This is a genomic window from Pseudolabrys sp. (assembly GCF_035943735.1).
Classification (GTDB): domain Bacteria; phylum Pseudomonadota; class Alphaproteobacteria; order Rhizobiales; family Xanthobacteraceae; genus Pseudolabrys.
This window is the reverse complement of sequence record NZ_DASZBV010000019.1, coordinates 296,488-320,584: the sequence shown is the minus strand read 5'-3', so window position 1 is coordinate 320,584 and position 24,097 is coordinate 296,488. Positions and strand designations below refer to the sequence as shown.

Below are 24,097 nucleotides of genomic sequence, written 5' to 3'. Positions count from 1 at the left end.
GGGGAGAGGTGAAAAAAACGAGGGAGAAGATCGCCCATGTCCCCACGCACCAAGCCCCCGTTCCGTGCCGACCATGTCGGCAGTCTGCTGCGGCCGGCCGCACTGAAGGACGCGCGCGACAAATTCGCCAAAGGCGCGCTCGATCCGGCCGGCCTTAAGGCGGTGGAAGACCGCGAGATCGAGAAGGTCGTCCGCAAGCAGGAAGAGATCGGGCTGCAGCTCGCGACCGACGGCGAATTCCGCCGCTCCTGGTGGCATTTCGATTTCTTCCGCGGCCTGCAGGGCGTCGAGATGATCAGCGCGCCGCCGATCAAATTCCACGGCGTCGAGACCAAGGCCGAGGCGATCAAGATCACCGGCAAGATCGGCTTCGCCGGCCATCCGATGCTCGAGCATTTCAAGTTTCTGAAGGCGCATTGCCGCGTCACGCCGAAGATGACCATCCCGGCGCCGAGCACGTTCCACTTCCGCCAGGGCCGCGCGATGGTGAGCAAGGAGGTCTATCCGGACCTCGACGCCTTCTTCGCCGACGTCGCGAACGCCTGGAAGCAGGCGATCCGCGCCTTCTACGACGCCGGCTGCCGCTATCTGCAGATCGACGACACCGCCTGGGCGATGATGTGCGATCCGAAGGAGCGCGAGCACTCGCGCGCGCGCGGCGACGATCCCGACAGGCTGCCGGCGATCTACCGCGAGGTGACCAACACCGCGCTCTCCGGCAAGCCGTCCGACATGACGATGACGATGCATTCGTGCCGCGGTAATTTCCGCTCCACCTTCATCGCCTCTGGCGGCTACGAGTTCGTTGCCGCGGAGTTGTTCGGCAAGGTCAACATCGACGGCTACTTCCTCGAATTCGACAGCGAGCGCGCCGGCGGCTTCGACGTGCTGCGGCACTTGAAGGGCGACAAGCAGGTCGTACTCGGCCTCGTCACCTCCAAGAGCGGCACGCTGGAGAAGAAGGACGACATCAAGCGCCGCATCGCCGAGGCGAGCAAATTCGTGCCGCTGGAGCAGCTGTGCCTGTCGCCGCAGTGCGGCTTCGCTTCGACCGAGGAGGGCAACGTGCTGGCCGAGGACGAGCAGTGGGCGAAGCTGACGATGATCGTCGAACTGGCGCAGGAAGTTTGGGGGTAATTCCCTCTCCCCGCTTGCGGGGAGAGGGTGGCGAGCGCCGGTAGGCGCGAGCCGGGTGAGGGGGAGTCTCCGCGCGCTCAGCTTCATCGATGCGCCCCCTCACCCGACGCCCTCGCGTTCGCTCGGACGTCGACCTCTCCCCGCAAGCGGGGAGAGGTGAAGAAAAGCAAGGGAGAAATCGCCATGTCCCCACGCACCACACCGCCCTTTCGCGCCGATCATGTCGGCAGCCTGCTGCGCCCCGCCGTGCTGAAGGACGCGCGCGTCAAATTCGCCAAGGGCGAGATCGATGCCGCCGCGCTCAAGGCGGTCGAGGATCGCGAGATCGAGCGGGTCATCAGAAAGCAGGAGGAGTGCGGCCTGCAGTCGGTCACCGATGGCGAATTCCGCCGCTCGTGGTGGCATCTCGACTTTCTCTGGGGCCTCGACGGCGTCGAGAAGCACGTGATGGATACCGGCGTCGCCTTCGCCGCGGTGACCACGCGAAACGAAGGCGTGAAGGTGACCGGCAAGATCGGCTCGAAGCATCACCCGATGATCGAGCACTTCAAGTTCGTCGCCGCGCACACGAAGAAGACGCCGAAGATCACCATCCCGGCGCCGTCGGCGCTGTGGGGTCGGCCGATGAAGACGCCGGTCGACGAAAAAGTCTATCCGAAGCTCGATGCCATGTTCGACGATCTCGGTCAGGCCTACAAAAAGGCGGTGCGCGCCTTCGCCGACGCCGGCTGCCGCTACCTGCAGCTCGACGAGGTGTTCATCGCCATGCTGTGCGACGAAAAATATCGCCAGCAGATGACGGCGCGCGGCGACGATCCGGACAGGCTCGGCGAGCTCTATGCCGATCTCATCAACACGGCGATGTCGGATATTCCACCCGACATGACCATCACCATGCACATGTGCCGCGGCAACTATAAGAGCACCTATATGGGCGCCGGCGGCTACGAGAAGGTGCAGGAAATCCTGTTCGGCAAGATCAAGGTGCACGGCTTCTTCATGGAGTACGACACCGCGCGCGCCGGCGGCTTCGAGCCGCTACGCGCCGTGCCGAAGAACCGGCAGGTGGTGCTCGGGCTGGTGACGACGAAGACGGGCACGCTCGAGTCGAAGGACGAGCTCAAGCGCCGCATCGATCAGGCGGCGAAGTTCATTCCGCTCGAGCAGCTTTGCCTGTCGCCGCAGTGCGGCTTCGCCTCGACGGAAGAAGGCAACGTGCTCACCGAGGAACAGCAGTGGGCGAAGCTCAGGATGATCGTCGAGGTGGCGAAGGAAGTGTGGGGGTAGAAGAAACGCCGCTCATTCCCGCGAAAGCGGGAATCCAGCGCTGAGTCCCAACTGGGTCCCCGCTTTCGCGGAGACGAGCGGAGAGTTTACTTCCTCTCCACGTACGTGATCTTCACGAACTTCGACGCGTCGACCACGCGCTTGCGCAGCTTGCGCGGATCGGCCGGCGCCGGCCCCTGCGTGTAGGTGATCTGCGCCTCGTTGTTCGCGGACCATTTCACGGCCGGCGTGTCGGCCGGATTGGCCGGCGTCGCGCAGGGCGACCAGTAGACCTGATAGCCCTGTTCGCTCTCGGCGAAATCGTTCGGATACATCGCGAGGTAGATCGAGACGGTGTCGTAGCAGAACGGCGCGCTGCCGTCCTGCCACAGCGACACGACGACCGCCTTGTAGCGGCCGTCCGGCGCCGGCACCGCGGTGACCGTCTTCTGCACCGGTGCGATGGTGCGGCTCATATAGACCGACACGGCCGTGGCGAGCACGACGCCGATCGCGAAGACGATGATGACGAGCTTGGATTTCAAATCGATGCAGCCATTGGAACGATCAATAGCATGATCACTCCGCCGCCGTCCGCGCGCCCGCGCCCCAGCGGTTCTCGATGTAATCGATCACCATCTGCTTGAAATCGGCCGACAAGGTCGCGCCGCGCAGCGTCGCCGCCTTCTTGCCGTCGATGAACACCGGCGCGGTCGGCGTTTCGCCGGTGCCGGGCAGCGAGATGCCGATGTCGGCGTGTTTCGACTCGCCGGGGCCGTTGACGATGCAGCCCATCACCGCGACGTTGAGCGTCTCGACGCCCGGGTACTGCGTCTTCCAGCCAGGCATCGAGTCGCGGATGAAGCTCTGGATGTCCTGGGCAAGTTCCTGGAACGTCGTCGAGGTGGTGCGGCCGCAGCCGGGGCAGGCGGCGACCAGCGGCACGAACGTCCGCAGACCCATGGTCTGCAACAACTCCTGGCCGACCTGCACTTCGCGGGTGCGGTCGCCGCCGGGCTCCGGCGTCAGCGAAATGCGCACCGTGTCGCCGATGCCCTGCTGCAGCAGCACGCCCATCGCGGCCGAGGAGGCGACGATGCCCTTGGTGCCCATGCCGGCTTCGGTCAGGCCGAGATGCAGCGCGAAGTCGGAGCGGCGCGCCAGCTCGGCGTAAACGGCGATCAGGTCCTGCACCGCGGAAACCTTCGCCGACAGGATGATGCGGTTCTTCGGCAGGCCGATCTCGATGGCGCGTTCGGCCGACAACAGCGCCGACTGCACCATCGCCTCGTGCATGACGCGGCGGGCGTCGAGCGGATTCGGCAATTTGGAATTCGCGTCCATCAGCGTCGTGAGCAGCTCCTGATCGAGCGAGCCCCAGTTGGCGCCGATGCGCACCGGCTTGCCGTGCTTGATCGCCATCTCGACGATCTGCGAGAACTGGCGGTCCTTCTTGTCCTTGAAGCCGACATTGCCGGGATTGATGCGGTACTTGTCGAGCGCCTCGGCGCAGCCGGGGTGCTCGGCGAGCAGCTTGTGGCCGATGTAATGGAAGTCGCCGACGATGGGCACGGTAACGCCCATCTTGAGGAGCCGCTCCTTGATCTTCGGCACGGCGGCGGCCGCCTCGTCGCGGTCGACGGTGATGCGCACGAGTTCCGAGCCGGCGCGGGCGAGCGCCGCGACCTGGCGGACGGTGGCGTCCACGTCGGCTGTGTCGGTATTGGTCATCGACTGCACGACGATCGGGGCGCCGCCGCCGACCATCACGCCGCCGACGTCCACGCCGACCGTCTTGTGCCGCTCCTGCGCCGAAATACCGCTCATGAGAATCGACCTGTAATGGGCTTGGCCGCTGGGCTTTTTACGTCAAAGACAGCCCGCGCCCGAAACTTCGGGCCGGACCATCCGGGACTTATTTAGCGGGCCGGGACCGAAGTTCCAACACCCGGCGCCGTCAACGGTTCCGGAACGGCTAATATTGCCCGAAATCGCGACGTTTCAGTGACTTCTCAGTCGTGCAGACGCGGGTCAGGCTTCTGGTTCTGGAGGGTCTGCTGGATCGCCTCGCGCAGCGTCCCGTAATCGCCCTCCGCCCAGCGCGCCACGTGGATATCGGCGAGCAGTTTGGCCGACTGGCCGAATACGGCGATGCGGTCGCCGACGGCGATCGCCTCCTCGAGCTGATGCGTGATCAGGATCGCGGTCGCGCCGCTCTCGCGCGCGAGCTTGAGGAAGGTCTCGCGCAGTTCGGCGGCGGTCACCTCGTCCAGATGGCCGAAGGCCTCGTCGGCGAGCAAGATCTCCGGCTCGACCGCGAAGGCACGCGCGATCGCCACGCGCTGGCGCATGCCACCGGACAGCTCATGCGGATAGGCATTGGTGAATTTGGCGAGGCCCAGTTTGTTGAGCCAGGTGAGCGCGCGTTCGCGCTGCTCGGCTTCCGGCACGCCGGCGAGCTCGAGCGGCAGCTTGGCGTTGTCGAGCGCCGAGCGCCACGGCAGCAGCCGGTCCTGCTGGAATACGGTGGCGATCTTGCCGCGGAAGGCGTCGAAGTCTCCGGAGGGGCTCTTGCCGCCGATCAGGATCGCGCCCTCGGTCGGCTCTTCGAGTCCGATCATCAGATCGAAGAAGGTCGACTTGCCGCAGCCGGTCTGGCCGACGATGGCGATGACCTCCTTCGGTTGGATGACGAGGTCGAGGCGATCGATGGCGACGACCGCCTGGCCCGACGTCGCCTGGCGGAACACCTTGCGCAGGCCGCGCACTTCGATCGGCAGCGGCGTGCTTCTCCCCTCCCCCTTGTGGGGAGGGGTCGGGGGTGGGGGTGATTGCATTGTCATAGCGACCCCGACCCCGACGCACTTCGTGCGTCGACCCTCCCCACAAGGGGGAGGGTAAGAAAGAGCATGCGGCACCTGTTCATGCCCGCCACCGCAGCAACCGATGCTCGACGCGGGCGACACCCGCTTCGAGCAGGAACAGCAGCGCCACCAGCACGACCGTCCAGGCGAACACGTCGGACACCGAGAACAATTCTTGCGCCACCGACAATTGGTGACCGATGCCGGTCACCGCGCCGACCAGCTCGGCGATGGTGACGACGCGGATGGCGAGGCTGATGTTGACCTTCCAGCTGGTGAAGATGGTCGGCACGATCGCCGGCAGCATCAGCTTGATGAAGAACTGCCAGGTCGTCGGCCGGAACGAGCGCATCATCTGCCGCAAATCGCGCGGCACGTTACGCATGGCGTCGAGCGTGTCGACCAGGAACACCGGCCCGCACACCACCACCAGCACGAAACCGATGCGGAATTCGACGCCGGGAAACCACAGCACCGCGAACAGGATCCAGGAGACGACCGGCACCGCCATGAGGATGCGGATCATCGGATGCAGGTATTCGTCCAGCATCCTGGAATTGTACATGACCATCGCCAGGGCCAGGCCGAACGCAAAGGAGGCTATCAGCGCGGCGATGACGCGCGCCAAAGTCACCGCCACGTCGATCGGCGTGATGGTGGTCATGCTCTTGGCGATGCGCAGCAGGCTGGGGATCGCGAAGGGCGGGATCCCCAGATAGGGCGACAGATGCGACAGAATTTCCCAGACGACCGCGAAGACGAGCAGCGACACGATCGTCTGTCGTGGGAATTTCAGAACCGGGACCTGCTCCCGGTGCTCCTCAAGGGGCATAAATGATCGCCCCGTCCGGCATCTTGTCGTAGAAGCCGGCTTTTACGGCGCGCTCCATCATGTCGGTGATGGACTTCTTCACCGCCGGATCCCAGGCGGGCTTCACGATCATCTGCAGACGCTTGCTTTCGACCGCGGCAGTGAGGATGCCCGGCGGCAGTTTCAGCGTCTCGTTGGCGATCTTGTCGGCGGCGGCGGTATTGTTTTCGAATTCAGCCGCCGTGTCCTGCAACGCCGCGAGCAGCATCTGCGGTGCCTTCGGCACGCGCTTGATCGAATCCGCGCGCATGGCGGGCACGATCTCCCAGCCGGCCTCGCCGGTGATCTCCTTCCAGCCCTCGGCGCCATTGAAGATCGAATGCCAGTCGGCATGCTGCTTGGTGATGATGCTGGCCAGCGGCTCGATCACCAGCGCCGCGTCGACGCGGCCGGCCTCGAGCTGCGCGCGCGCCACCGCGAAATTGGCGTTGACCACGGTGATATCCTTGCCGAGGTCGATGCCTTTCGCCGCGCAATAGATTTTCACCACCTGATATTGCGAACCGCCCATGTCGATGGCGAGCTGCTTGCCCTTGAGGTCGGCGAGCGACTTGATCTTCGGATCCTTGGCGAAGATCACGAGATCGGCGAGCGTGAAGCCGCTGCCGATGATGCGCACCGGCACGCCTTGCTGCGCCAGCTTCACGAAGATGGTCGGGCCGCCGATCAACACGTCGGTCTCGCCGGTCGCAAAGCCGGCATAGAAGGCGGCGATCGAGGGATAGGGGTGGATGTCGAGGGTGAAGCCGTGCTTGGCGTCGAAGCCGCGCGCCTTCATCACGTTCCAGACCAACGGGTTGAACACCGGCAGCGTCAGGCTGGACACCTTGATCACCGGTTTGTCCTGCGCGCGCACCGGAATGGCGGCGCCGGCGGCGAGCGCGGCAGCGGAAGCCGCAAAACTGCGGCGTGTGAGCTTGGTCATGAACGCCTTCCCCCTCGTATGCGGCGCTGTTGCGCGCGCCGATTGCCCGGCATTGAGCCGTGTTCCGCGGCGAACCGCAATCCATGTTTGCGGCACGTTTCTCGCCGCTGCGCGTGTGACGCGAAGTGGCTCGCCCTTCGGGAGACTTTACCTGAATTCATTTGCGTGCAAATAATTATCATCTGAGGGGAGCGGACGATGCCGCACATCACCACCCGGGACGGCACGCGGCTGTATGTCGAGGAGGCGGGGCAGGGCACTCCGATCGTCTTCATCCACGAATATGCCGGCGACTTCCGCACGTGGGAGCCGCAGATGCGCTTCTTCGCGCGCACCCATCGCTGCGTCACTTATTCGCAGCGCGGCTATCCGCCCTCCGACGTGCCCACCGATCCCACGCGCTACGGCCAGGACCTCGCCCGCGACGATGTCGTCGCGGTGATGGATGCGCTGAAGATCGACAGGGCGCATGTCGTCGGTCATTCGATGGGCGCGCTCACGGCGCTGCTCGTCGGGCTGAAATATCCCGGGCGCTGCCTGAGCGTCACCGCCGCCGGCTGCGGCTATGGCTCCAGCCCCGATGCGAAGGTCGTCGAAGAGACGCGCGAAGCCTCGCGGCAAACGGGCAAGATGTTTCAGACCGAGGACTTCAAGTCTGCTGCGGCGCGCTACGCCGATGGCGCCACGCGGCAGACGCACAAGCACAAGGATCCGCGCGGCTTCGCCGAATTCGCACAGATGCTCACGGAGCATTCACCCGTCGGCCACGCGCTGACGATGCTCGAGGTACAGGCCAAGCGGCCAAGCCTGTGGGAGCTGGAAGGCGAGCTTAAGAAGTTCACGCTGCCGCTCCTGGTGCTGGTCGGCGACGAGGATGACTGGTGCCTGGAATCGAGCGTCTATCTCAAGCGCACCGTGCCGACCGCCGGGCTCTGCGTGATCCCGCGCTCCGGCCACACCATCACCAGCGAGGAGCCGGCGGCGTTCAACGCCGCGCTTGCCGACCTCATCGCCAATGCCGAAGCCGGGCGCTGGATGGCGCACCGCGGCCAATAAAAGTTACGCAAGGAGACATGCGATGGATCTCAGGCTCAAAGGCAAAACCGCGGCGGTGACCGGCGGCTCGGAAGGCATCGGCAAGGGCATCGCGCTTGCGCTGGCCAAGGAAGGCGTCGATGTCGCCATCTGCGCGCGCCGCATGGAGCCGCTGAAGGCGGCGGCCGACGAAATCGCCAAGGCGACTGGCCGCAGGATCGTGCCGATCACCGCCGACCTGCGCAAGGACAAGGATGCCAAGTCCTTCATCGAACAGGCGCACAAGGCGCTCGGCCGCATCGACATCATGGTCAACAATGCCGGCTCTGCCGCCGGCGGCGTCATCGAACACCTGACCGAGGACGACTGGGAAAAGGGCCTGCAGCTCAAGTTCATGGGCTACGTGCGCTGCCTGCGTTACGTGCTGCCGATCATGCGCGCGCAGGGCGGCGGCCGCGTCGTCAACCTCATCGGCAATGACGGCGTCAAGCCGTCATATTGGGAAATCTGCCCCGGCGCCGCCAACGCCGCCGGTCAGAACCTGACGCTGTCGCTCGCCGGACAATACGGCAAGGAGAAGATCACCTTCGTCGCCGTCAATCCGGGGCCGGTGCGCACCGAGCGCTGGGCCGGCCTTGTCGACGCGATGTCGCGCGACATGAAGATTTCCTACGACGAAGCCGACAAGCTCGCGCCGGCCTCGATCCCGGTCGGCCGCATCGCCGAGGTCGACGAGGTGGCGAACCTCGTCGTCATGCTGGCCTCGCCACTGATGGAGATGGTCAACGGCACGATGATCGAGATCGACGGCGGCCAGGACAAGCCGCTGATGGATCGCTTCCGCGATCGCCCGAGAGGCTGATGTTTTCTCCGTTCGTCGCCGCAAAAGCGGGGACCCAGCGCAGACATGCAGCAATGAAAGATCCAACTGGAGTCCCGCTTTCGCGGGAATGAACGGAGCGGGGGCGGCGAGGCTCAGCGCCTGCATCTGCGGCAATGCGTGCCTGTTGCCTTCGCTTGACAAGTATCGGAGTGCGGTCAGACTATTTGTGCACAAACAAGTTCGCCAAGTCGGAGGCGACGAAGACGTTGCAGACTTGAACCACATCGCGGATGGTCCGCGCGCGCCATCGCGGCCGCCGCCACGCAGGGAGAAAAGTCATGTTGTCCGTACGTCACGTCATCAGCTTCGCGCTTGCGGCTTCGATCGCCGCGTTCGCCGCGCCCGCGATGGCGCAGCAGACGATCAAGATCGGCGAGCTCAACAGCTACAAGTCGCAGCCGGCTTTCCTCGACCCGTACAAGAAGGGCTGGGAGATGGCGGTCGAGGAGATCAACGCCAAGGGTGGCGTCCTCGGCAAAAAGCTGGAAGTGATCTCGCGCGACGACGGTGCTAATCCCGGCGAAGCGGTGCGCGCCGCCGAAGAGCTCGTAACGCGCGAAGGCGTCGTCGCCCTTACCGGCACCTTCCTCTCCAATGTCGGCCTGGCGGTGACCAACTTCGCCGGCCAGAAGAAGGTGTTCTTCCTCGCCGCCGAGCCGCTGACCGACAAGATCACCTGGCAGGACGGCAACAAATATACCTTCCGCCTGCGCGCCTCGACCTGGGAGCAGACGGCGATGCTGATGCCGGGCGCGGTCGCGGCGAACAAGAAGCGTTGGGCGCTGGTCTATCCGAACTTCGAATACGGCCAGTCGGCCGCTGCTGCGTTCAAGGAGTTGCTGAAGAAGGAGCAGCCCGACGCGCAGATCGTCACCGAGCAGGCGCCGCCGCTCGGCAAGATCGACGCCGGCGCGGTGGCGCAGGCGATCGACGACGCCAAGCCCGATGCCATCTTCAACGTCGAGTTCGGCGGCGATCTCGCCAAGTTCGTGCGCGAAGGCACGACGCGCGGCATCTTCAAGAACCGCTTCGTGGTGAGCCTGTTGTCGGGCGAACCGGAATATCTCGACCCGCTGAAGGACGAGGCGCCGGCCGGCTGGCTGGTCACCGGCTTCCCGTGGGACAAGATCAAGACGCCGGACTATGTCAAATTCCTGAAGGCCTATCAGGACAAGTATCACGACTATCCGCGGCTCGGCTCCGTGGTCGGCTACGTGACGATGAAGTCGCTCGCCGCCGGTCTCGCCAAGGCGGGCGCGACCGACACCGAGAAGCTGGTTGCGGCGTTCAAGGGCCTGAAGGTCGACAGCCCATTCGGCCCGTTCGAGTATCGCGCCAGCGATCATCAGGCGACGATGGGCTGCTTCGTCGGCAAGCTCGCGGTCGAGAACGGCAAGGGCACCATGGTCGATTTCAAATATGTCGACGGCGCCTCGGTGCTGCCCGGCCCGGCGGAAGTCGCCAAGCTGCGCCCGGCGAGCGCGAACTAACGAAGCGAGGGCCTTCTCTTCCCTCTCCCCGCTTGCGGGGAGAGGGTGGCGAGGCGCGTAGCGCCAAGCCGGGTGAGGGGCTTCTGAGCTATATGACCCTATTGCCCCTCACCCGCCCTCGCTCGGCTTCGCCTCCGCTCGGGCACCCTCTCCCCGCTGCGCGGGGCGAGGGAAGCGGGATCGCGGCGACGTTGCCATGACCCTCTCCGCCTTCCTCTTCCAGGCGCTCAACGGGCTCTCCAGCGCCTCTGGCCTGTTTCTCGTCGCCGTTGGCCTGTCGCTGATCTTCGGCGTCACCCGCATCATCAATATCGCGCACGGCTCCCTTTATATGCTGGGGACCTACATCGCCTATTCGATCGCCACGCGGATCGGCGGCGGGCTCGGCTATTGGGGCGCGATGATTGCCGCGGCGCTCGCCGTCGGCCTCATCGGCGCGCTGATCGAGATCGTGCTTCTGCGGCGCATTTACCGCGCGCCCGAATTGTTCCAGTTGCTCGCCACTTTCGCGCTGGTGCTCGTGTTCAACGACGCGGCCCTCTACCTGTGGGGGCCGGAAGACCTGCTTGGGCCGCGCGCGCCCGGCCTGCGCGGCGCGGTCGAGATCTTCGGCAGGCAACTGCCGAGCTATGATTTGTTTCTGATCTTCGTCGGCCCCGCGGTCTTGCTGGCCTTGCATTTCGCGCTGAAGGGCTCGCGTTTCGGCCGCCTTATCCGCGCGGCGACACAGGACCGCGAGATGGTCGGCGCGCTCGGCGTCAATCAGGCGATCCTGTTCACCTGCGTGTTCGCGCTCGGCGCCGCGCTCGCAGGCTTTGGCGGCGCGCTGCAGCTCGCGCGCGAGCCGGCGAGCCTGTCGACCGATCTCGTCGCGCTCAGCGACGCCTTCGTCGTCGTGGTGGTCGGCGGCATGGGCTCGCTCACCGGCGCCTATCTCGCCGCGGTGATCATCGCCGAGGTGAAGGCGATCTGCATCGGCATCGGCGTCTTCCATATCGCCGGCTTCACCCTCAACGCCTCGAAGTTCACGCTCGTCGCGGAATTCCTGGTGATGGCGATCGTGCTGATCGCGCGGCCCTACGGTCTGCTCGGCAAGAGGCAAGGCGCGGTGCGCACGGTCGCCGAGCCGGAGGAGCCGATCCGCCCGGCGACGCCGCTGCTGAAAGTGCTCGCCGCCATCGTGCTGGCGGTGCTCGTGGCGCTGCCGTGGCTGGCGCAGGGCTCGCCTTACGTGCTCATCCTCGGCATCGACGCGCTGATCGCGGTGATCTTCGCCACCAGCCTGCATTTCATCGCCGGTCCCGGCGGCATGCATTCGTTCGGCCACGCCGCCTATTTCGGGCTGGGGGCCTACGGCGCCGCGCTGCTGGTGAAATGGCTGGCGGTACCGATGGGCGTGGCGCTCCTCGCCGCGCCGGTCGTCGCGCTCGCCGGCGCGCTGCTGTTCGGCTGGTTCGCCGTGCGGCTCTCCGGTGTCTATCTCGCCATGTTGACGCTCGCCTTCGCGCAGATCGTCTGGGCGACCGTGTTCCAGTGGGAGGAACTGACCGGCGGCTCCAACGGCGTCATCGGCATCTGGCCGCCGCCGCCGTTCGACAAGACGAGTATCTATTTCCTGCTCACGCTGGCGCTGGCAGTCGTCGCGGTGCTGCTGTTGCGGCGCTTGCTGTTTGCACCGTTCGGCTACGCCATGCGGGCGGGCCGCGATAATCCGTTGCGGGCCGAGGCGATCGGCATCGACGTCAAGCGCGTGCACTGGCTGGCCTTCGCCGTCGCCGGCGCGGTGTGCGGCGTTGGCGGCGGCCTGTTCGCCTTCGCCAAGGGCTCGATCTCGCCGGAGACGATCAGCGTCGGCCGCTCGATCGACGGCCTGGTGATGGTGCTGCTCGGCGGCATCCAGACGCTCACCGGCCCGATCGTCGGCGCGTCGTTCTTCGCCGTGCTGCAGGACATGGTGATGCGCGACACCGAATACTGGCGCGCGATGCTGGGCGGCATCATTCTGGTGTTGGTGCTGGCCTTCCCGCAGGGCATCGTCGGCGCGGTCGTCGCGCTGTTTCGCAAGAGGCGCGCATCATGACGCTGCTCGCCGTGCGCGCGCTGACCAAGGCCTTCGGCGGCGTGCGCGCCGCCAACGAGGTCAGCTTCGACATCGCGCGCGGCGAGTTTCTCGCCCTGATCGGCCCGAACGGTGCCGGCAAGTCGACCTGCTTCAACATGATCAACGGCCAGCTCGTTCCCGATTCGGGCAAGATCCTGCTCGACGGCGAGGACATCGCCGGCCTGGCGCCGCGCGAGGTGTGGCGGCGCGGCGTCGGCCGCACCTTCCAGGTGGCCGCGACCTTTGCCTCGATGACGGTGGTCGAGAACGTGCAGATGGCGCTGATCTCGCACGCCGGCGAGACCTACCGCGTCTGGCGGCCGGCGGCGTCGCGGCACCGCGCGCGCGCGCTCGATCTGCTGGCGCAGGTCGGCATGCGCGAGGCGGCCGACCGGCCGAGCCGCGAACTCGCCTATGGCGACGTCAAGCGCATCGAGCTCGCCATCGCGCTCGCCAACGAGCCGAAGCTCTTGTTGATGGACGAGCCCACCGCCGGCATGGGACCGGGCGAGCGCAATGAATTGATTGCGCTGGTCAAGCGCCTCGTCGTCGAGCGCGGCATCTCGGTATTGTTCACCGAGCATTCGATGGACGTGGTCTTCGCCTACGCCGACCGCATCGTCGTGCTGGCGCGCGGCCGCCTCATCGCCGACGGCAGCGCCGACGCGATCCGCGAGGACGCGCAGGTGCGCGAGGTGTATTTCGGCACGGGCAAGACCTTCGCGCGGGGGACGTCATGACCGCGCCGATGCTGCAGGTCGACAAGCTCAGCGCCTGGTACGGCGCGGCGCGCATTCTCTACGACCTCAGCCTCGAGGTCGGCCGCGGCGAGGTCGTCGCGCTGATGGGCCGCAACGGCGCCGGCAAGACCACGACGATGAAAGCGATCATGGCGCTGATCGCCGCGCGCCGCGGGACCGTGCGCTTCAACGGTGACGATATCTCGCGGCTCAAGCCGTTCGAGATTGCCCGCCGCGGCCTCGGTTTCACGCCGGAAGACCGCCGCATCTTCGTCGACCTCACGGTCATGGAAAATCTCGACATCGGTCGCCAGCCGCCGCGCCGCTTCGCCGACGGCACGGCGGCGCCGTTGTGGACCCCGGACAGACTGTTCAAACTCTTTCCCAATCTCGCCGAGATGCCGAATCGCCTCGGCGGCCGCATGAGCGGCGGCGAGCAGCAGATGCTCACCGTCGCGCGCACCCTGATGGGCAATCCGCTCTTGGTGCTGCTCGACGAGCCGTCGGAGGGCGTGTCGCCGCTGATCGTCGAGCAGATGGCCAACACCATCGTCGAGTTGAAACGCGACGGCCTGTCAATTCTGCTGTCCGAGCAGAATATTCATTTCGCCCGGCTCGTTTCCGACAGGGCTTATGTGCTCGAAAAAGGCCAGGTGCAGTGGAATGGTGCCATGGCCGAACTCGAAGCAAATCAGGACGTCCAGCGCGCCTATCTGACGGTCTGAAACCATATTCCGGGAAATCTTCGCTTTTTTTCTCGTTTCCCGCGCAATAGGCCTTTCCTCCGGCGCGCCAACCCGGCCATCATGCTCCCGGGGCGAAACTGCTGCAGGCACGGGACGACGCAATGCCGCGTGAGAAATTGAAACTCGATCCCGTGCCGGAGCGGGGCGATGTCGGCTACGTGCTCGACGCGCAGGTCGGCTTCCTCATGCGCATCGCGATGCAGCGGCACACCTCGATCTTCACCGCGCGCATGATCGAGGGCCTGACGCAGACGCAGTTCGCCGCGCTCGCCAAGCTCTATGAAGTCGGCCCCTGCTCGCAGAACCATCTCGGCCGCCTGATCTATCTCGACGCCGCCACCATCAAGGGCGTGGTCGACCGGCTCGGCGCGCGGGGCTTCCTCACCGCGCTCAACGATCCCAACGACCGCCGCCGCCGCGCGGTGGCGCTGACGCCGCGCGGGCGCGAGGTCACCGAGCAGGCGATGAAGATCGCCGGCGACATCACCGCCGCCACTTTGGCGCCGCTCTCCGCCGAGGAGCGGGAAACGGTGGTGCGCCTGCTGAAGAGGCTCGGCTAGTCAGCGTCGGTTCACCAGCACCAGCCCGAGCGCGACCAGCGCGACCGCGGCGGCGAAGGCCGGCGTCATCGGCTCGCCCAGCACGAAATGCCCGGCGGCGACGCCGAACAAAGGCGTCAGGAAGCTGAAGGCGGACAGCCGGTTCGCCGAATAGCGCACGACCAGCGCGAACCAGAGCACGAAAGTGACGCTCACGACCCAGATCGTCTGGTAGGCGAGCGCGCCGATCGCCAGCGCCGACGGAAAGTGCCGGACGTGCTCGCCGAACAAAAGCGCGCCGATCGCCAGCATCGGGATGGACACGACGAGCTGATACAGCATCACCTTCTCGGAAGAGATGCGGTTGAGGCTGGTCTTGATCATCAGCGTGGTGGCGGCCCAGGCCATCGCGGCGGCGGCGACCATCATCAGGTCGCCGATCATCTGGCGCGGGTCGAGCGCCGGCGTCGGTGCGCCGAACGCGACCATCATGCCGGCAAAGGACAGCGCCAGCCCGAGCCACTGCGCCGGGCCGAAGCGGTCGGCCGGCAGAACGATGCGCGTGCCGAGCACGACGAAGAACGGCGCGAGATAGATGAACAGCACCGCGCGCGTCGCGGTGGTGTAGGCGAGCCCCTGATAGATGAGGACGAATTCGAGGCCGAACAGCGCGCCGGTGACGAGGCCGGCGACGAGCGTGCCGTCGCGCGAGAACAGCGGCATGCCGCGCCACCTGCACCACGCCGCCACGAGGATCGTCGCCCCCACCGAGCGGATGGTGCCCTGCATGAGCGGCGGGATGTCGTGGATCGCGAGCTTCACCGACACCTGGTTGAAGCCCCAGGACAGGCAGATCAGTACGACCAGCGCGGCCGCCGCGGCATCGAGCGGGCGCGTGACGTGGGAAGCGGACGTATCGGGCATGAAGGGACTTCCGGCGGGATTCGTCTTAGCGCGATTTGGTTGTGATGTCGCGCCGGCGAACGCTTACGCCGCCTTGCAGTGGGCGCAGATGCCGGAAATCTCGATGACCGGCGTCTTCGGCGTGAAGCCGGCCGCGCGCGAGGCGCTGCGGATGGTCTCGGCCACCGCCGCCGCCGCCGCTTCGCCGACCGCGCCGCACTTCTCGCAGATGAGGAACACCACGGGATCGCCGCTGGCGTGATTGTGCACGCAGGCGATGAAGGCGTTGCGGCTCTCGATGCGGTGCACGAAGCCCTGCTCGCGCAGGAAGTCGAGCGCGCGGTAGACCGTGATCGGCGCCGGCCGGCCGCCGTCGTCGGCGAGGCGGTCGATCAGGTCGTAGGCGCCGAGCGGCTGGTGACTGGCGAGCAGCGCCTCCAGCACCGACCGGCGGATCGGCGTCAGGCGCTCGTGGCGCGCCTCGCAGAGCGCCTCGGCGTGCGCGATCGCGTCACTGGTGCAGCGGCCGTGGTCATGACCGGGGGCCGGGAAGATCGCAGGCTTGCGTGCCAAGGGTCGCTCCATTCTCCGCGCCAAATCTAAGCACGGCGGGCCGGATTTGCGAACGCGGCTCTGCCTTGCCCAGCCGGTATTGCACCGCAACAAAATTGGGGGCAGGGTCCCCGCCTTATTCGCCTATGCCATCCCGCGGCGCCCGGCGCCGCTCTCGTCAAGAGGTCGTCATGCTGAAAGGGAAGACTGCGCTGGTCACAGGTTCCACCTCGGGCATCGGCTTGGCCATCGCCCGCGCGCTGGCCAAGGACGGCGCCAACCTGATGATCAACGGCTTCGGCGACAAGGCGGCGATCGAGAAGGAGCGGGCCGGGCTGGAGAAGGACTTCGGCATCAAGGCCCGCTATTCGGCCGCCGACATGTCGAAGCCGGCCGAGATCGCCGCCATGATCGCCGAGACCGAGAAGGAGTTCGGTTCGGTCGACGTGCTCGTCAACAATGCCGGCATCCAGCATGTCGCCAACATCGAGGATTTCCCGATCGACCGCTGGGACGCGATCATCGCCATCAATCTCTCGTCGTCGTTCCACACCATCCGCGCCGCCATCCCCGGCATGAAGAAGCGCAAATGGGGCCGCATCATCAACATTGCCTCGGCGCACGGCCTCGTCGCCAGCGGCCAGAAGGTCGCCTACGTCGCCGCCAAGCACGGCCTCGTCGGCCTGACCAAGACCGTCGCCATCGAGGCGGCCAATGATGGCGTCACCTGCAACGCCATCTGCCCAGGCTGGGTGCTGACGCCGCTGGTCGCCAAGCAGATCGAGGCACGCGCGCAGCAGTCCGGGCAGACATTCGATCAGGCCAAGGTGGCGCTCGTCTCCGAGAAGCAGCCGATGCACGAGTTCTCCAGCCCGGAGAACATCGGCGCGCTGGCCGTCTTCCTCGCCTCGGACGCGGCGGCCTCGATCACCGGATCGTCCTACTCGATCGACGGCGGCTGGACCGCGCAGTGATCGACTTCCTCGCGCGGGCCTTCGGCGACAAGTCGCGCGAGTCTGCGCCGCAATCGCCCAAGCGCATCAATCTCGCGCTGCAAGGCGGCGGCGCGCACGGCGCCTTTACCTGGGGCGTGCTCGACCATTTGCTCGAAGACGGGCGGCTCGCCGTCGACGGCATCTCCGGCACCTCGGCCGGCGCGGTGAACGCGGTGATGCTCGCCGACGGCCTTAGCCGCGGCGGACCCGACGAAGCGCGCAAGCGTCTCTCTGATTTCTGGCGCGCGGCGAGCCTCGGCGGCGATCTGCCGCCGTTGCAGCGCGCGGTGCTCAACCGCCTGTTCTCGCTGCTGCCGAGCGATAATTCGCCGACCTTCGACTGGCTCAATGCCTGGTCGAAATATCTGTCGCCCTACGACGTCAATCCGCTCAACATCAATCCGCTCAAGGATCTGATCGAACGCTTCGTCGACTTCGAAGTCTTGCGCGCCGATCCGCGCGCGCTGTTCATCGCCGCCACCAATGTGCAGACCGGACGGCTGCACATCTTTCCGCGCGAGAAGATCTCGGCGGAAGCGGTGATGGCGTCGGCCTGCCTGCCGGCGGTGTTCCGAGCGGTGGAGATTGACGGCGTGCCTTATTGGGACGGCGGCTATCTTGGCAACCCGGTGCTGTTTCCGTTCTTCCGCGCCACGGCGACGGAAGACGTGCTGATCGTGCAGATCAATCCGCTCGTGCGCCGCAAGGTGCCGCATTCGACGCGCGAGATCATGGCCCGCGTGAACGAAATCACGTTCAATTCGGCGCTGATGGCGGAATTGCGCGCCATCGAGTTCGTCAACCGGCTGATCGAGCTGGGTCGCGTGCCGCACGGCACCGGCGCTAACGAGTACCGGCAGATCCGCGTGCATCGCATCGTGCTGGAAGGCCTCGGCGAGCGCTTCTCCTCGTCGAGCAAGCTGCGCAACGACCTCGAATCGTTCGAACTGCTGCGCAAGCTCGGCCATCGTTCGGCGCGGCGCTTTCTCGACGGGCATTTCGCCGACATCGGCGTACGCTCGAGCATCGATCTGAAGGCGGAGGTGGCGGCGGAGCGGGGGTAGAAAGTGTGCATGAACCTCTCATTTGTCATGGCCGGGCATAGCCCGTCGAAGACGGGCGTGAACGCCCTTATGTCCCGGCCATCTCGCTTAGGAGAGCAAGGCTGTGCCATCCTAAGCGGGATCACCGGGTCACGGCGCGTGCCGCGCCGGCCCGGTGATGACGAGAGAATAAGATGTCCCTGCTCACTGCCGAGATCGGGCCGACGCGGCTCGACATCATCGTCGCCGACATCACGACGCTCGACGTCGACGCGATCGTCAATGCCGCCAACCGCAAGCTGCTCGGCGGCGGCGGCGTCGACGGCGCCATCCATCGCGCGGCCGGACCCGGCCTGCGCCAGGAATGCGCCTCGCTCGGCGGCTGCGACACCGGCTCGGCCAAGATCACCGCGGGGCACAGGCTGAAGGCGCGGCACATCATCCACGCGGTCGGCCCGGTGTGGAACGGCGGCGGGCACGACGAGGACGCGCTGCTCGCCGGTTGCTACCGCACGGCGCTCGATCTCGCGCGTGGGCACCGGCTCGTCTCGGTCGCCTTTCCGGCGATCTCGACCGGCGTCTACGGCTTTCCCGCCGACCGCGCCGCGCGCATCGCCGTCGGCACGGTAGCGGCGGAAGTCGCGGCCAGCGCTCGCGGTCTCGCGCAGGTCATCTTTTGTTGTTTCTCGGAGACCAGCGCCGCGCATCACCAGGATGCGTTCGCGGAATTGGGGTTGGCGTGACCTTCCTTACCTCTCCCCGCTTGCGGGGAGAGGTCGGCTTCCGAGCGAGAGCGAGGAAGCCGGGTGAGGGGGCTTCTCGACACGCTCAGACTCGCGGCAGCGCCCCCTCACCCGGCTCGCCGCTTGCGCGTCTCGCCACCCTCTCCCCGCAAGCGGGGAGAGGGTGAACTAAACCCTCGGCGCGACGTCGAGACGCATGACCCAATCTTCCAGCCCGGGCTTCGCCGCCGGGTAGAGCTTCCTCACCTCCGGATCATGCCCCGGCACCATGTGATGGCGCGACGAAGCGAGCTTCAGGAGCTTCTTGTAGCCCTCGAGCGTGTCGCCGACGCTGTAGGTGATCGGAAACACACGGCCTTCGTCGATGTGCGAGTAGAGGTGGCAGGCGTCGGACGAGACGACGACATAGCCGCGCTGCGTTTTTACCCGCACGCATTGCAGGCCTTTCGAATGGCCGCCGATCTTGTGCACGGTAATGCCCGGCGCGATCTCGTCGTCGCCGTCGTGAAAATCGACGCGATAATTGAACACCTTCTTCACCATCGCGTGCACGTCGGCCTCGCTGAACGGCATGCGCAGCGTCTGGTGGCACATGCAGCGGCCGGTGCAGTAGGCCATCTCGGTATCCTGCACGTGGTAGCGCGCATTGGGGAACAGGTCGTAATTGCCGGCGTGATCCCAATGCATGTGCGTGGCGATGACGTGATCGACCTTGTCCGGCTCGACCCCGAGCGCCTTCAGCCCTTCGCCGACTGGATGGATGATCTTGCGCGCGCGTTCCTTCGCCGCCGCCTCGTCGAAGCCGGTGTCGCAGACGAAGGTGCCGTGCGGCCCCTTGATCACCCAGACGTAATACGAGATCGATGTCATCTCGTCGTGCGGGTCGCCGAAGATGTAATTCTCGGCGCGCTTGCGGCCGTGCGAGGCGTAGCAGACCGCGTAGACCTCGTGGATGTCGTCGCTCATGCCTTCTTGCCCCCGATCGTCACGCCGGCGCGATTTTCGATCATCTTGACGATCGAGGTGAAGTCGCTGTCGCCGCCGAACTCGGTGTTGGTCGCTTCCCAGTCGTCGAGGGTCGTCTTCATCATGTCATGCGGCACGTCGAGGTTCTTCGCCTCCTCGAAACAAAGACGTACGTCCTTGAGCATGAGCGCCGTCGCGAAGCCGTAGTCGAAGGTGCGCGGCAGGATCGACTGTGGAAACTTCTGGTCCGACGCGCGCGAGCGGCCGGAGCCGGCATTGATCACGTCGATCATCACGGCGGGATCGAGCCCGGCCTTCACGCCCATGGCGACCGCCTCGGCGGTGGCGGCCATCGCGCTTGCCGACAGGAAATTGTTGGCGAGCTTCATCGTCTGCGCCATGCCCGGCTTCTCGCCGATGACGAAGACCTTGCCGAACACGGCGAGCGCGTCCTTCACGTGATCGACGTCGGCCTTCGGCCCGGACACCATGACGGCGAGCGTGCCCTTGGCGGCGCCGCCGACGCCGCCGGACACGGGGCAGTCGATCTGCACGATGTTTTTCTTGGCCAGCGCGTCGGCGATCTTGATCGCCATGCGCGATCCCGTCGTGGACAGGTCGATGAAGCGCTTTACGCGCTTGCCCTCGATCACGCCGCCGGCGCCGATCGCCACCTTCTCCGACACCTGCAGCGACGGCAGGCTGGCCATCACCGTCTCGACCCGATCGGCGAGATCGGCCGGGGAGGAGGCGAGCTTGGCGCCGATGGCGACGAACGGCGCCACCGCGTCGTTGCGCGTGTCGTAGACGACCAGGCTGTGGCCGGCCTCGATGAGCCGCCGGGCCATGGGGGCGCCCATGTTCCCCAATCCGATGAAACCGATGTCCATGATCCTGTCCCGAGAATGACGTGAGAGGCGGCGACTGTGCCTCAGGCCGGTCCGCTTGTCAGGGGCGCAAGCAGGTGCCCGCTGGCGCGGGCGAAATTTATCCCGCACCGCACCATTTTACTACTTGACCTTACTATAAGCGTGCTTATTATATCGGGGCCTAGGAAGAGAATAGGCCCAGAGAGCAGGCCCATGCCCCAATTTCCCCAGTCCCGCGAGATCGCGGTCAGCGTCATCGACGTGGCGCGGATGCTGAAGACTTATGCCGACCAGCGGGCCCGCCAGTTCGGCATTTCCCGTGCCCAGTGGACAGTGCTGATCCGGCTCGACCGCTGCGAGGGCCTGAAACAGTCGGAACTCGCGGAGATGCTCGACCTGCAGCCGATTTCACTGACGCGGCTGCTCGACCGCCTCGCCGCCAACGGCCTCATCGAGCGGCGGCCCGATCCCCACGACCGGCGCGCCAACCGCCTCTATCTGACGCCGGCGGCTCGCCCGTTGATCGAAGAGCTGTCGCATCTCGGCGAAGACATGATGACGACGGTGCTCGAAGGCATCGACGATGCCTCGCGCGAGCAGTTGCTGCGCGAACTCGGCGTGATGAAGGACAACCTCCGCGCCGCCATCAATCGCCAAACCAACACCGTGCAAGATCAAACTGCGACTGGTTGAGAATTATGACCGAAAAAGCTCTGAAGATCGTCCCCGCGGCGGAAGCCAAGTCGACGCCGGACGCGAAAACTGCTGCCGCTTCTCCGGCGCCAGGGCCGCGCGACGGGCGCAAGCGTTTGCGCACGATCCTGCTCGTCGTGCTGCCGGTCATCGCGCTGATCGGCGGCGGCCTTTTCTACATGATGGGCGGCCGCTACATCGAAACCGACAACGCCTATATCGGGGCGCAGAAGGTGCTGATCACGCCGGAGATCGCCGGCAAGGTCGTGCACGTCGCGGTGCGCGAGGGCCAGCACGTCAAGCCGGGCGACGAATTGTTCACGCTCGACAAGACGCCTTACGAGCTCAAGCTGAACGCCGCCAAGGGCAAGCTTGCCGCCGCGCGCAGCGCCTACGACAAGCTGATGACCAGCTACAAGTCGCTCAACGACCTGATCACGCTCGGCGAGAAGAACGTCGATCTCAAGCAACGCGACTATGACCGCAAGCTGAAGCTGGCGCAGAGCCAGGCCGGTTCGCAGGCCGACGTCGACACTTCGGCGAGCGGGCTGGTGACCGCCAAGCTCGAGCTGGAGTTCACCAAACAGCAGCGCGACACCACGCTGAACCAGTTGCTCGGCAACCCCGACCTCCCGATCGAACAGTTCCCCGAATATGCCCAGGCCCAGGCGGCGGTCGACAATGCGCAACGTGATCTCGCCAACACCGTGGTGCGGGCGCCGATCGCCGGCACTGCGACGCAGGTCGACAACATCCAGCTCGGCCGCTTCGTGCCGGCCGGCACGCCGGTATTCAGCGTGGTCGACGACCAGCAGCCGTGGGTCGACGCCAACCCGAAGGAGACCGAGATCACCTATCTGCGCGTCGGCCAGAAGGTGACGCTCGATGTCGATTCGTTCCCCGACCACACCTTCACCGGCACGGTGACCTCGGTCAGCCCCGGCACCGGCGCGCAGTTCTCGATTCTGCCGCCGCAGAACGCCAGCGGCAACTGGGTCAAGGTCGTGCAGCGCGTGCCCGTCCGCATCAGTTTCGACAAGGATGAGGCGACGCGCTTGCTGCGCGCCGGGATGAGCGTGAACGTGTCGATCGACACGCATCACAGCCGCTGGCCGTCATGGCTCGGCGGCGCTTCCGCCAAGGAAACCGCGAAGTAAGAAGTTCGTCACGCGATGAGCCCAGCCGCAACCAGCACGATGTCGCCGAAGACCCGGCGCACGCTGATCACGATCTGCGCCATGACGGCGACGATCATGCAGGCGCTGGACACGACGATCGCCAACGTGGCGTTGCCGTACATGCAGGGCTCGCTGTCGGCGTCGCTCGACCAGATCAACTGGGTCCTGACCTCCTACATCGTCGCCTCGGCAATCATGACGGCGCCGATCGGCTGGCTCGCCGATCGCTTCGGCCGCAAGAAGCTGTTCATCGTCTGTGTCGCCGGCTTCACCGTCGCCTCGCTGCTCTGCGCGCTGGCGCAGAACATCGAGGAGATCGTGCTATTCCGCCTGCTGCAAGGCATGGCCGGCGCGGCTTTGGTGCCGTTGTCGCAGGCGGTGCTGCTCGATTCCTATAGCGTCGAGGAGCGCTCCGGCGCCATGGCGATCTGGGGCATCGGCGTGATGCTCGGGCCGATCATGGGCCCGACCATCGGCGCCTGGCTGACCGACAATTACTCCTGGCACTGGGTGTTCCTGATCAACCTGCCGATCGGCGCCATTACCGTGGTGGGCCTGTCGCTGTTCATGCCGGAGACCAGGCTGCAGACGCATCTGCGCTTCGACTGGTTCGGGTTTCTCGCGCTCGCCGTCGGCATCGGCTCGCTGCAGATGCTGCTCGACCGCGGCGAGCAGGTCGGCTGGTTCGGCGCCAACGAGATCTGGATCGAGGCGATCATCTCGGTCTTCGGCTTCTACTATTTCTTCGCCCATTCGCTGACGACCGATGAGCCGTTCGTGCGGTTTGAGATGTTCAAGGACCGTAATTTCGTCTCCGGTGTCGTGTTCATGGTGGTCATTGGCGTGGTGCTGTTCGGCACCATGGCGCTGGTGACGCCGTTTATGCAGAACCTGCTCGGCTATCCGATCCAGACCGCGGGCTTCCTGCTCGGCTCGCGCGGCGTCGGCACGCTGCTGACGATGATGGTGGCGCCGCGGCTGATGAAGCACATCGAGGTGCGCTGGCTGATCCTCGCTGGCCTGCTGATTACTGGCGCGACCTTGTGGATCTTCACGGGCTTTTCGCTCGACACCACGCAGTATACCATCGTGACCACCTCGATCGCGCAGGGCGTCGGCCTCGGCCTCTTGTTCGTGCCGATCACCACCGCGGCCTTCACCACGCTGCCGGGACATCTGCGCACCGGCGGCACGGCGATCCTGACGCTGGTGCGCAACATCGGCTCGTCGATCGGCATCTCGATGGTGATCGCGCAGCTCACCAGCGAGACCACGGTCATGCACGCCCGGCTCGCCGAGGACGTGACGCCGTTCAACAACGCGCTGCAGATGCCGAACGTGAGCTCGATCCTCAGCACCACGACCGACGCCGGCCGCGCCATGCTCGACATGATCGTCACGCAGCAGGCGAACCTGATCGCCTATCTCAACGACTTCAAGCTGCTGATGGTCCTGACGCTGCTGGTCATCCCGCTGATCTTCATCATCGGCCGCTCGAAGCAGGCCGCGCCCGCCGGCGGCGGGCACGACGACGAACCGATCGTGATGGAGTAGGCGG

Annotated in this window: 24 protein-coding genes; 15 read left to right on the top strand and 9 right to left on the bottom strand. The window is 65.8% G+C overall.

Features of this window, described 5'->3' with window-relative positions:
- The first annotated feature begins 36 nt into the window (after positions 1-36).
- Together VGV41_RS14430 and VGV41_RS14425 are read left to right on the top strand one after the other, a co-directional pair.
- A complete protein-coding gene (locus VGV41_RS14430; protein ID WP_326864556.1) occupies positions 37-1,137 on the top strand; it encodes a 5-methyltetrahydropteroyltriglutamate--homocysteine S-methyltransferase in 1,101 nt (366 codons plus the stop codon).
- A gap of 183 nt (positions 1,138-1,320) precedes the next feature.
- On the top strand, positions 1,321-2,424 hold the full coding sequence (locus tag VGV41_RS14425) for a 5-methyltetrahydropteroyltriglutamate--homocysteine S-methyltransferase (RefSeq protein WP_326864555.1): 1,104 nt from the start codon (positions 1,321-1,323) through the stop codon (positions 2,422-2,424).
- 86 nt (positions 2,425-2,510) lie between these two features.
- Here VGV41_RS14425 and VGV41_RS14420 read toward each other — a convergent pair whose 3' ends face one another.
- The 5 genes from VGV41_RS14420 to VGV41_RS14400 all read right to left on the bottom strand — a co-directional run bounded on the left by VGV41_RS14420 (position 2,511) and on the right by VGV41_RS14400 (position 7,063).
- Positions 2,511-2,948, bottom strand: coding sequence for a hypothetical protein (locus VGV41_RS14420; RefSeq protein ID WP_326864554.1), 438 nt, complete (start codon positions 2,946-2,948; stop codon positions 2,511-2,513).
- Positions 2,949-2,982: 34 nt separating this feature from the next.
- A complete protein-coding gene (gene ispG, locus VGV41_RS14415; protein ID WP_326864553.1) occupies positions 2,983-4,230 on the bottom strand; it encodes a flavodoxin-dependent (E)-4-hydroxy-3-methylbut-2-enyl-diphosphate synthase in 1,248 nt (415 codons plus the stop codon).
- A 185-nt stretch (positions 4,231-4,415) separates the two neighbouring features.
- Positions 4,416-5,246, bottom strand: a complete 831-nt coding sequence (locus tag VGV41_RS14410; protein ID WP_326864552.1) for an ABC transporter ATP-binding protein — start codon at positions 5,244-5,246, stop codon at positions 4,416-4,418.
- A gap of 79 nt (positions 5,247-5,325) precedes the next feature.
- Positions 5,326-6,099: an ABC transporter permease gene (locus tag VGV41_RS14405; RefSeq protein WP_326864551.1), complete on the bottom strand. Its 774-nt coding sequence runs from the start codon at positions 6,097-6,099 to the stop codon at positions 5,326-5,328.
- Complete coding sequence (locus tag VGV41_RS14400; RefSeq protein ID WP_326864550.1) at positions 6,089-7,063, bottom strand: ABC transporter substrate-binding protein; 975 nt, start codon at positions 7,061-7,063, stop codon at positions 6,089-6,091. The genes VGV41_RS14405 and VGV41_RS14400 overlap by 11 nt, the downstream gene beginning before the upstream one ends.
- Positions 7,064-7,261: 198 nt before the next feature.
- Between VGV41_RS14400 and VGV41_RS14395 the strand changes: the two genes are divergently transcribed.
- From VGV41_RS14395 to VGV41_RS14365, 7 genes are all read left to right on the top strand, one after another.
- The gene (locus tag VGV41_RS14395; protein ID WP_326864549.1) at positions 7,262-8,119 is read left to right on the top strand and encodes an alpha/beta hydrolase; all 858 of its coding nucleotides are present in this window, start codon (positions 7,262-7,264) and stop codon (positions 8,117-8,119) included.
- A 22-nt stretch (positions 8,120-8,141) separates the two neighbouring features.
- Positions 8,142-8,960, top strand: a complete 819-nt coding sequence (locus VGV41_RS14390) for an SDR family NAD(P)-dependent oxidoreductase (protein WP_326864547.1) — start codon at positions 8,142-8,144, stop codon at positions 8,958-8,960.
- 299 nt (positions 8,961-9,259) lie between these two features.
- A complete protein-coding gene (locus VGV41_RS14385) occupies positions 9,260-10,471 on the top strand; it encodes an ABC transporter substrate-binding protein (RefSeq protein ID WP_414705117.1) in 1,212 nt (403 codons plus the stop codon).
- Between the two features lie 196 nt (positions 10,472-10,667).
- Complete coding sequence (locus tag VGV41_RS14380; RefSeq protein ID WP_326864546.1) at positions 10,668-12,551, top strand: ABC transporter permease; 1,884 nt, start codon at positions 10,668-10,670, stop codon at positions 12,549-12,551.
- Entirely contained in the window at positions 12,548-13,312 is a 765-nt protein-coding gene (locus VGV41_RS14375; RefSeq protein WP_326864544.1) for an ABC transporter ATP-binding protein, read from the top strand. Before VGV41_RS14380 ends, VGV41_RS14375 begins: the two co-directional genes overlap by 4 nt.
- Positions 13,309-14,037, top strand: coding sequence for an ABC transporter ATP-binding protein (locus VGV41_RS14370; protein ID WP_326864542.1), 729 nt, complete (start codon positions 13,309-13,311; stop codon positions 14,035-14,037). Before VGV41_RS14375 ends, VGV41_RS14370 begins: the two co-directional genes overlap by 4 nt.
- A 122-nt stretch (positions 14,038-14,159) precedes the next feature.
- Positions 14,160-14,618, top strand: a complete 459-nt coding sequence (locus VGV41_RS14365) for a MarR family transcriptional regulator (RefSeq protein ID WP_326864541.1) — start codon at positions 14,160-14,162, stop codon at positions 14,616-14,618.
- On the opposite strand, the gene VGV41_RS14360 is transcribed toward VGV41_RS14365, so the two are convergent.
- Positions 14,619-15,521 (bottom strand): DMT family transporter, encoded by a 903-nt coding sequence (locus tag VGV41_RS14360; RefSeq protein WP_326864540.1) that lies wholly within the window; start codon positions 15,519-15,521, stop codon positions 14,619-14,621.
- Positions 15,522-15,584: 63 nt separating this feature from the next.
- The gene (locus VGV41_RS14355) at positions 15,585-16,073 is read right to left on the bottom strand and encodes a Fur family transcriptional regulator (RefSeq protein ID WP_326864538.1); all 489 of its coding nucleotides are present in this window, start codon (positions 16,071-16,073) and stop codon (positions 15,585-15,587) included.
- A 170-nt stretch (positions 16,074-16,243) separates the two neighbouring features.
- On the opposite strand from VGV41_RS14355, the gene VGV41_RS14350 reads away from it, so the two are divergent.
- The 3 genes from VGV41_RS14350 (at position 16,244) to VGV41_RS14340 (ending at position 18,833) form a co-directional block, all read left to right on the top strand.
- Positions 16,244-17,026, top strand: coding sequence for a 3-hydroxybutyrate dehydrogenase (locus tag VGV41_RS14350; RefSeq protein ID WP_326864537.1), 783 nt, complete (start codon positions 16,244-16,246; stop codon positions 17,024-17,026).
- Positions 17,026-18,111, top strand: coding sequence for a patatin-like phospholipase family protein (locus VGV41_RS14345; RefSeq protein ID WP_326864762.1), 1,086 nt, complete (start codon positions 17,026-17,028; stop codon positions 18,109-18,111). The genes VGV41_RS14350 and VGV41_RS14345 overlap by 1 nt, the downstream gene beginning before the upstream one ends.
- A gap of 173 nt (positions 18,112-18,284) precedes the next feature.
- Complete coding sequence (locus tag VGV41_RS14340) at positions 18,285-18,833, top strand: O-acetyl-ADP-ribose deacetylase (protein WP_326864536.1); 549 nt, start codon at positions 18,285-18,287, stop codon at positions 18,831-18,833.
- 168 nt (positions 18,834-19,001) lie between these two features.
- On the opposite strand, the gene VGV41_RS14335 is transcribed toward VGV41_RS14340, so the two are convergent.
- Together VGV41_RS14335 and VGV41_RS14330 are read right to left on the bottom strand one after the other, a co-directional pair.
- Positions 19,002-19,799 carry an N-acyl homoserine lactonase family protein gene (locus VGV41_RS14335; RefSeq protein ID WP_326864534.1) on the bottom strand — a complete coding sequence of 266 codons (798 nt, stop codon included), beginning with the start codon at positions 19,797-19,799 and terminating at the stop codon, positions 19,002-19,004.
- Positions 19,796-20,689 (bottom strand): NAD(P)-dependent oxidoreductase, encoded by an 894-nt coding sequence (locus VGV41_RS14330; protein ID WP_326864533.1) that lies wholly within the window; start codon positions 20,687-20,689, stop codon positions 19,796-19,798. The genes VGV41_RS14335 and VGV41_RS14330 overlap by 4 nt, the downstream gene beginning before the upstream one ends.
- A 192-nt stretch (positions 20,690-20,881) precedes the next feature.
- On the opposite strand from VGV41_RS14330, the gene VGV41_RS14325 reads away from it, so the two are divergent.
- From VGV41_RS14325 to VGV41_RS14315, 3 genes are read left to right on the top strand one after another with little or no spacing between them, the layout of a single operon-like run.
- On the top strand, positions 20,882-21,361 hold the full coding sequence (locus VGV41_RS14325; protein ID WP_326864532.1) for a MarR family winged helix-turn-helix transcriptional regulator: 480 nt from the start codon (positions 20,882-20,884) through the stop codon (positions 21,359-21,361).
- Positions 21,362-21,366: 5 nt separating this feature from the next.
- Positions 21,367-22,518: an HlyD family secretion protein gene (locus tag VGV41_RS14320; RefSeq protein WP_326864531.1), complete on the top strand. Its 1,152-nt coding sequence runs from the start codon at positions 21,367-21,369 to the stop codon at positions 22,516-22,518.
- A gap of 15 nt (positions 22,519-22,533) precedes the next feature.
- Positions 22,534-24,093, top strand: coding sequence for a DHA2 family efflux MFS transporter permease subunit (locus VGV41_RS14315; RefSeq protein ID WP_326864529.1), 1,560 nt, complete (start codon positions 22,534-22,536; stop codon positions 24,091-24,093).
- The last annotated feature ends 4 nt before the right edge of the window (positions 24,094-24,097 follow it).

Bases quoted from the DNA above. Each gene is read 5' to 3' on its own strand.
- VGV41_RS14330 (WP_326864533.1), bottom strand. From the start codon at position 20,689: ATGGACATCGGTTTCATCGGATTGGGGAACATGGGCGCCCCCATGGCC.
- VGV41_RS14335 (WP_326864534.1), bottom strand. From the start codon at position 19,799: ATGAGCGACGACATCCACGAGGTCTACGCGGTCTGCTACGCCTCGCAC.
- VGV41_RS14370 (WP_326864542.1), top strand. From the start codon at position 13,309: ATGACCGCGCCGATGCTGCAGGTCGACAAGCTCAGCGCCTGGTACGGC.
- VGV41_RS14340 (WP_326864536.1), top strand. From the start codon at position 18,285: ATGTCCCTGCTCACTGCCGAGATCGGGCCGACGCGGCTCGACATCATC.
- VGV41_RS14325 (WP_326864532.1), top strand. From the start codon at position 20,882: ATGCCCCAATTTCCCCAGTCCCGCGAGATCGCGGTCAGCGTCATCGAC.
- VGV41_RS14390 (WP_326864547.1), top strand. From the start codon at position 8,142: ATGGATCTCAGGCTCAAAGGCAAAACCGCGGCGGTGACCGGCGGCTCG.
- VGV41_RS14430 (WP_326864556.1), top strand. From the start codon at position 37: ATGTCCCCACGCACCAAGCCCCCGTTCCGTGCCGACCATGTCGGCAGT.
- VGV41_RS14350 (WP_326864537.1), top strand. From the start codon at position 16,244: ATGCTGAAAGGGAAGACTGCGCTGGTCACAGGTTCCACCTCGGGCATC.
- VGV41_RS14400 (WP_326864550.1), bottom strand. From the start codon at position 7,063: ATGACCAAGCTCACACGCCGCAGTTTTGCGGCTTCCGCTGCCGCGCTC.
- ispG (WP_326864553.1), bottom strand. From the start codon at position 4,230: ATGAGCGGTATTTCGGCGCAGGAGCGGCACAAGACGGTCGGCGTGGAC.
- VGV41_RS14360 (WP_326864540.1), bottom strand. From the start codon at position 15,521: ATGCCCGATACGTCCGCTTCCCACGTCACGCGCCCGCTCGATGCCGCG.
- VGV41_RS14365 (WP_326864541.1), top strand. From the start codon at position 14,160: ATGCCGCGTGAGAAATTGAAACTCGATCCCGTGCCGGAGCGGGGCGAT.
- VGV41_RS14385 (WP_414705117.1), top strand. From the start codon at position 9,260: ATGTTGTCCGTACGTCACGTCATCAGCTTCGCGCTTGCGGCTTCGATC.
- VGV41_RS14410 (WP_326864552.1), bottom strand. From the start codon at position 5,246: ATGACAATGCAATCACCCCCACCCCCGACCCCTCCCCACAAGGGGGAG.
- VGV41_RS14315 (WP_326864529.1), top strand. From the start codon at position 22,534: ATGAGCCCAGCCGCAACCAGCACGATGTCGCCGAAGACCCGGCGCACG.
- VGV41_RS14405 (WP_326864551.1), bottom strand. From the start codon at position 6,099: ATGCCCCTTGAGGAGCACCGGGAGCAGGTCCCGGTTCTGAAATTCCCA.
- VGV41_RS14425 (WP_326864555.1), top strand. From the start codon at position 1,321: ATGTCCCCACGCACCACACCGCCCTTTCGCGCCGATCATGTCGGCAGC.
- VGV41_RS14380 (WP_326864546.1), top strand. From the start codon at position 10,668: ATGACCCTCTCCGCCTTCCTCTTCCAGGCGCTCAACGGGCTCTCCAGC.
- VGV41_RS14375 (WP_326864544.1), top strand. From the start codon at position 12,548: ATGACGCTGCTCGCCGTGCGCGCGCTGACCAAGGCCTTCGGCGGCGTG.
- VGV41_RS14320 (WP_326864531.1), top strand. From the start codon at position 21,367: ATGACCGAAAAAGCTCTGAAGATCGTCCCCGCGGCGGAAGCCAAGTCG.
- VGV41_RS14395 (WP_326864549.1), top strand. From the start codon at position 7,262: ATGCCGCACATCACCACCCGGGACGGCACGCGGCTGTATGTCGAGGAG.